Annotated in this window: 4 protein-coding genes and 4 tRNA genes; all 8 read right to left on the bottom strand. The window is 44.9% G+C overall.

What is annotated here, in order from left to right:
- Window positions 1–57 precede the first annotated feature (57 nt).
- Entirely contained in the window at window positions 58–1248 is a 1191-nt protein-coding gene (tuf, locus tag W234_RS0102810; protein WP_025644530.1) for an elongation factor Tu, read from the bottom strand.
- A 472-nt stretch (window positions 1249–1720) separates the two neighbouring features.
- Window positions 1721–1795, bottom strand: a tRNA-Thr gene (locus tag W234_RS0102805).
- Window positions 1796–1930: 135 nt separating this feature from the next.
- Window positions 1931–2004 (bottom strand) — tRNA-Gly (locus tag W234_RS0102800).
- Between the two features lie 63 nt (window positions 2005–2067).
- A tRNA-Tyr gene (locus tag W234_RS0102795) sits at window positions 2068–2151 on the bottom strand.
- Between the two features lie 79 nt (window positions 2152–2230).
- Window positions 2231–2306: transfer RNA gene (locus tag W234_RS0102790), tRNA-Thr, on the bottom strand.
- 179 nt (window positions 2307–2485) lie between these two features.
- Window positions 2486–3982 (bottom strand): anthranilate synthase component I family protein, encoded by a 1497-nt coding sequence (locus tag W234_RS0102785; protein WP_025644529.1) that lies wholly within the window; start codon window positions 3980–3982, stop codon window positions 2486–2488.
- Window positions 3983–4195: 213 nt separating this feature from the next.
- Window positions 4196–5353 carry an FHA domain-containing protein gene (locus tag W234_RS0102780; protein ID WP_025644528.1) on the bottom strand — a complete coding sequence of 386 codons (1158 nt, stop codon included), beginning with the start codon at window positions 5351–5353 and terminating at the stop codon, window positions 4196–4198.
- Between the two features lie 77 nt (window positions 5354–5430).
- The gene (locus W234_RS0102775) at window positions 5431–6276 is read right to left on the bottom strand and encodes a DUF3298 and DUF4163 domain-containing protein (protein WP_025644527.1); all 846 of its coding nucleotides are present in this window, start codon (window positions 6274–6276) and stop codon (window positions 5431–5433) included.
- Between the last annotated feature and the right edge of the window lie 88 nt (window positions 6277–6364).

The following is a 6364-nucleotide window of genomic DNA, read 5'->3' as shown; positions in this document are numbered from 1 at the left end:
AAGAGAGCGGCTTTCATGTTTTAGTAATCTTAAAACTGATTACTAAAGCATTGGCTATTAGTTGCTTACGCTTGCAACCACACCAGCACCTACAGTACGGCCACCTTCACGGATAGCGAAACGTAGGCCTTTGTCCATAGCGATTGGGTGGATAAGCTCAACGCTCATCTCAACGTTGTCACCAGGCATAACCATTTCAGTACCGTCTTGTAATTGGATTGCGCCAGTTACGTCAGTAGTACGGAAGTAGAACTGTGGACGATAGCCGTTTAGGAATGGCGTGTGACGACCACCTTCTTCTTTTGATAGTACGTATACTTCAGCATCGAAGTTGGTGTGCGGGGTGATTGAACCTGGCTTAGCTAGTACTTGGCCACGTTGTACGTCTTCACGCTTGGTACCACGGAGTAGTACACCACAGTTCTCACCTGCACGGCCTTCGTCTAGTAGCTTACGGAACATCTCAACACCAGTACAGGTGGTTTTTTGAGTGTCACGGATACCGACGATTTCGATTTCGTCACCAACTTTTACGATACCAGATTCAACACGGCCAGTTACTACGGTACCACGACCTGAGATTGAGAAGACGTCTTCGATTGGCATTAGGAATGCTTTGTCGATGTCACGCTCAGGCTCTGGGATGTAGCTGTCTAGGGTTTCTAGTAGTTCTACGACAGCTGGTTCGCCGTATTTGCCGTCGTCGCCTTTTAGGGCTTGGGTGGCTGAGCCTTTCATGATTGGGGTGTCGTCGCCTGGGAAGTCGTAGTCGTTAAGAAGTTCACGAACTTCCATTTCTACAAGCTCTAGCAATTCTTCGTCGTCTACTAGGTCACATTTGTTCATGAAGACGATGATGTATGGTACGCCTACCTGACGTGATAGCAAGATGTGCTCACGAGTTTGTGGCATTGGGCCGTCAGTTGCTGATACGACTAGGATTGCGCCGTCCATTTGAGCGGCACCGGTGATCATGTTTTTGACATAATCGGCGTGACCTGGGCAATCAACGTGGGCGTAGTGACGAGTTTCGGTGTCATACTCTACGTGTGAGGTGTTGATGGTGATGCCACGTGCTTTTTCTTCAGGGGCTGAGTCAATTGACGCGTAGTCTTTGGCTTCGCCGCCTGAGGTTTTTGCTGCTACAGTTGCGATTGCGGCAGTTAGTGTGGTTTTACCATGGTCAACGTGTCCGATGGTGCCGACGTTGACGTGGGGCTTGTTGCGTTCAAACTTGGCCTTTGCCATGAGTGTATCCTTTTTTATTGGTGAATCTTTATGCTTAGAAAATGATAAACAAATAAGATCGGTAAATAGATATTTGACGGTTCAAGATGCCTATTCATTCTGCTGACACGACCATCAAACCGTTGACGCTATGCTATTAACACTGCATTATTATCAATAATTATAGAAGCTACATTCTACGGACTATTGGTAATCATAGACCAGTAACCATATATCAGTAATTATAAACTATAATGCTTAATTTTAGCTACTTTATAACAGTATCACATTAGCAATATCGAGCTACTGACAGCACTAAAAGGCAACACCTCAGTGTCACCCTAAAATCATCATTTTACTGAGTAGGCTTTATATTTTTTAATATTCGCATAACTCTTATAATGCTATTGAATATCTCGATAGTATTTTTTATACCATCTGGCTTTTTATATACTAACAATTAACAAGCAGCATTAGCAAATAGAATAATAAATGGAGCTCATATCGAGAATTGAACTCGAGACCTCTCCCTTACCAAGGGAGTGCTCTACCGCTGAGCTATATGAGCCTATCTTAAATAACCAAAAACCTATCGGTTATATAAAAAAATATCACGAAACAGCTATAATAAATGACTGTCGTGATGTATGGGTACTGGCTATTTGCATTGCTATGAATGCTTGATCAATGGATGCCGCGTATATGGAGCGGGTGGCGGGAATCGAACCCGCGTCATTAGCTTGGAAGGCTAAGGTGTTACCATTATACCACACCCGCAATAGCTCTATTTATAACCAAAATATAATTGGTATTAGAGTGCTTTTGGTGCTGTAAAAAATATGGTGGTGGGAGAAGGATTCGAACCTTCGAAGCTTTCGCGACAGATTTACAGTCTGTTGGGTTTGACCGCTCCCCAATCCCACCTTAGTTTGCTTTTAATAAACGCTATTATTACTGTAAAAATAATATAAAGCAATTCTAAAAAAAGCGACTTTGAAAGAGATGGTGCCGACTGCCGGGATCGAACTGGCGACCTACTGATTACAAGTCAGTTGCTCTACCAACTGAGCTAAGTCGGCTTGTTCTCTCAAAGTGGTGGCTATTCTATCAAATATTTGCTGGAACGCAAGTCCTTTTTTTATTTTTTCCTAACTTTTTAAAATTAAATTTTAATGCTTTGATTATATTGATATTTTTTATGCGCTATAAATAGCCGCTGTGAGTCTCGGTTTCTTATCGCCAGAGCCGTCGTGCAATCTTAACGAATTCTAAGACCATCACAAGCCATTTTTACCGCTTTAACCAGTGCTAAGGCTTTTTTGTTGGTTTCCTCCCACTCCGCCTCAGCCACTGAGTCGGCGACGACCCCTGCCCCAGCTTGAATATGGATCTTACCGCGGCGCATAACTGCAGTGCGAATTGCAATCGCGGTATCCATGTTGCCATGCCAGCCTAGATAACCGACTGAACCGCCAAATACTGTGCGGCGCACCGGCTCTACTTCATCAATGATCTGCATCGCTCGTATTTTGGGGGCGCCAGACAGCGTCCCTGCAGGAAAAGTGGCACAAAACACATCTAAAGCATCTTTATTAGGTAAGACAGTGCCCTCAACGTTAGAGGCGATATGCATGACTTGTGAGTAGCGCTCAATGAACATCTTGTCGGTGACTTTAACACTGCCATACTCGCAGACGCGGCCGATGTCATTACGGCCCAAGTCTATCAGCATCAAGTGCTCAGCGATCTCTTTGGTATCTGAGAGTAGCTCTTGCTCTAATGCCAAGTCCTCGCTCTCATCCTGACCACGTTTGCGAGTACCCGCTAAAGGGCGCACCGTGACTTTACCATCTTCAATGCGCGATAGAATCTCAGGGGAGGCGCCAATGATGTCAAAGCGCTTGTGATCGTCCAACGTATATCCGTGTACTAAGAATAAATAAGGCGATGGATTAAGGAATCTTAATGCCCGGTATACAGCCAGCGAATCGCCACTATAGTCAGCGGTTAAGCGCTGTGCTGGGACGACTTGCATGACATCGCCTGCAAAGATATAGTCCTTTATTTTATTGACGTCTGAGCAGTATTTATCTTGCCCGGTTTGCGAGACGAACTTCGGCGTTGGCATAATAGGCGCACTCAAATCTGGCATCTCGGCAAGCTTGTCCTCTATTCTTTCAAGCTCGCGAATCGCTGCGCCATAGCCATCCTCATCACTACAATCAGCGTAAACAATGATAGATAAGGTGTTTTCTAGATTATCAAAGACAATGACGCTCATCGATAGCATCAGCCACATATCAGGCAAAGTCATCGGATTAGGTGCGTCTGACAAGCCCACACTAGGCTCGATGACTCGTACCATGTCATAACCAAAATAGCCGACTAAACCGCCGCTAAAACTTGGCAACGAGGGAATATCGTCCACTGTTGGCATGTTATAATCGGCCATAAGCTTACGTATATAAGCAAATGGATCATCGACGGCATCGACATTTATCTGATCGTCTTGCTTGATAGTCATATTGCCATCAGCATACTGCAGTATCAGATCGCTGCCGAGGCCAATCATCGAAAACCGTGCCCAACGCTCGCCGCCGACTACTGACTCAAACAAATAAGCAGAACCACTCAAGTCACGCACTTTTGAAAACACAGATACGGGTGTCTGCGCGTCCATCAAACGCTTTTTGACAAGAGGAGCATGGCTAAAGCCTTTGGTTTTTAGGGTATTGTATTCTTCGAAGGTCATCATAAGACGTCTCTGAGCACGGTATTAATTAACAAGGATAAAGTAAACCACAGTGATAATCGAGAAAACTCGTAAGTTTCAGTGATAGTTAAGTAAAGGGTTAAAACGAGGGCTAAACAAAAGCGAGCCAACATTAGGCTCGCTATTATAACAAAATAGGATAGTAAAGTTGCTCATATCATAGGACTTCGAATACCAGCCCGTCAGCGAATCGAATTACGCGCCGCCCATGTTAAATAACCACAGCGCGATACCGATAATAATAAGAGCGATAAATACCCAGATAAACCAACCGCCGCTCGGCTTTTTCTCACTAGCGGCAGTATTGGCTGGGTTGTTTACCGCTTGATCCATAGCATTATTACCCGTCGTTCCTAGGTCGCGGGACTGACCTAGATTTGCCGTTCCTGAGAACTGCGCTGTAGCCGCTTGCTTAGCGCGTAAGACCTCTGGATCGGCTTCTTCTTGTAGAGACGTGGTCGTGGTTTTGTCATGCTCAGGACTTTGACGTTCGGCTACGGGTGCTTCGGCTTTTGGCTCTTTTGCTATTGGTTCTTCAACGACTGGATCTTTAGTAGCCGGCTCTTTAACGACTGGATCTTCGACTACTGGCGTTGCAGCCACTTGTTCTTTGGCTACTGGCTCTGCCGCAACAGTTTCTTGAGGTTCATTTTGAGCTGGCGTAGAGGCGATAATATCTTCTTCTACAGGGGCGGCGGACATAGCGGCCTCGCCTGCACTAGCCGCGAGCACCTCCTCGACGATCGTTTCTTTTACCACTGGCTCTGGCGTCGCTTCTACTGAAACTGTCTCACTAGGTGATGCAGGTCTTGCTGCGATCGTTTCTTCAACAGCGGCAGGTGGTAGTGATGACTCTGTTGCCGACTGCTTCGATGGCGTGCTAGTGCTCTCTAGATCTTCTTGCACTGAGCCTACTATCTCTTCTGGCTCTTTTTCTTTCGGCTCTTTGATGGCTGGATCAATGGCGCTTGACTCTATATCCTCGGTAGCTAAAGCCATGACTTGAAACTCAAAGCTAGCAAAGCCAAGCTTATCGTCGGCGTTCAGCTGAACCGTTTTATTCGCCTCAATACGCTTATTATTAACAAAGGTCCCGTTAGAAGAGTCTAAGTCTTTGACATAAAGCTCAGCATTTAACACGCTTAGTACTGCGTGGTTGCGCGACACCGCTTTACTGCCTAGCACCACATCATTATCGCTGCCACGGCCTACTGATAGGCTGTCACTAACGCTCAGCTGCAAGTCACCAAGTGCAGCAGTCAATGCGGTCAGCTGCCAAGTCGTAGTAGAGCTAGATAACTCAGATGTAGCATCTGGGGTTACTGGGTTCGATTGGTTGGTATTGTCTGTCATGTGGTTCTTCCTTATTATTGGTAAGTGTTATTATTGATAAAATAAAATTTAAAACAATGAACGCTTATAAGCGATGTTTAGATGCTAGGCAAAAAACGCGGTTTAAGAATACCAGTAAGGTTATCATACGCAATCGTTAGTACTGGCATACCATAAGCGTAAGGGCCAATAGCATAAGGCTGATAACGAATATCAACGCCTTTATCAGTCAGAGTTATGTTGTGACTCAAAGTAAAAGGCCAGCTCTGCTCATAACTTTTGACATCCTCATCCATTGACTGAACCCAAGATTGATACGCGTCATAGGCCAAAGCGTTAAAACGCGCCTGCTGATTCGGCTTTAGCATATCCTCGAGAGTGATTTGCTGTTTGCTTGCCGGATCAAATACCAGATACTCCCTAGAAGGCATACCATGAGCGCCGCCTGTAAAGACGTAGGAGCTGATTTCAAATAGCTCTAAATCCTCTCCTTGTCCAAGCTTAACGTGGCCCAAATATTCAGGGGTGACGATTAGACTATAGGACCATTGCACCTCATCTGGTAGGTCAATCATTTGCGACTGAGCAAAGTCGTCGATAGCGAGCTTGACCGCCTTATCATCAGTAGCGTTACTCACTGGCGACTCACTCATCTTGCTATTAATAACAATATTATTCACGCGTTTATTGAGGATATCATTCAGCCAGTCTTGGTTGGTTTTTAGATATTTAACCTTAATCTCTGGGCAGTTGTTTTTCTCATAACATTGCTCTTGTACGCTGTCTGGAAACTCGTAGTCTATGTATTCAGTACTACTGATTAAAGTACTGGCGTTTGCTGCTAGGCTAGCGAAGAATAAGCCACCGGTGACAAATGTGAGTGAAAAAAGCCGAACAACGTCTCTTTTCGCTTTATTGGCAGTGTTTAAGAAGGCAGATACCATAGTAGACCTCAGTCTGTTATGAATAAAAATTATTATGCTTAATTTTTATAATCATAGCGTATCTGCTGATAATCATTGTTTAAAATGT

It is taken from the genome of Psychrobacter sp. TB15 (genome assembly GCF_000511655.1).
GTDB lineage: Bacteria > Pseudomonadota > Gammaproteobacteria > Pseudomonadales > Moraxellaceae > Psychrobacter > Psychrobacter submarinus.
Note: the sequence above shows the minus strand (reverse complement) of the source record. Positions and strands in the feature narration are given on the sequence as shown.

Coding starts and splice junctions, on each gene's coding strand:
- tuf (WP_025644530.1), bottom strand. CDS start 1,248: ATGGCAAAGGCCAAGTTTGAACGCAACAAGCCCCACGTCAACGTCGGC.
- W234_RS0102785 (WP_025644529.1), bottom strand. CDS start 3,982: ATGATGACCTTCGAAGAATACAATACCCTAAAAACCAAAGGCTTTAGC.
- W234_RS0102780 (WP_025644528.1), bottom strand. CDS start 5,353: ATGACAGACAATACCAACCAATCGAACCCAGTAACCCCAGATGCTACA.
- W234_RS0102775 (WP_025644527.1), bottom strand. CDS start 6,276: ATGGTATCTGCCTTCTTAAACACTGCCAATAAAGCGAAAAGAGACGTT.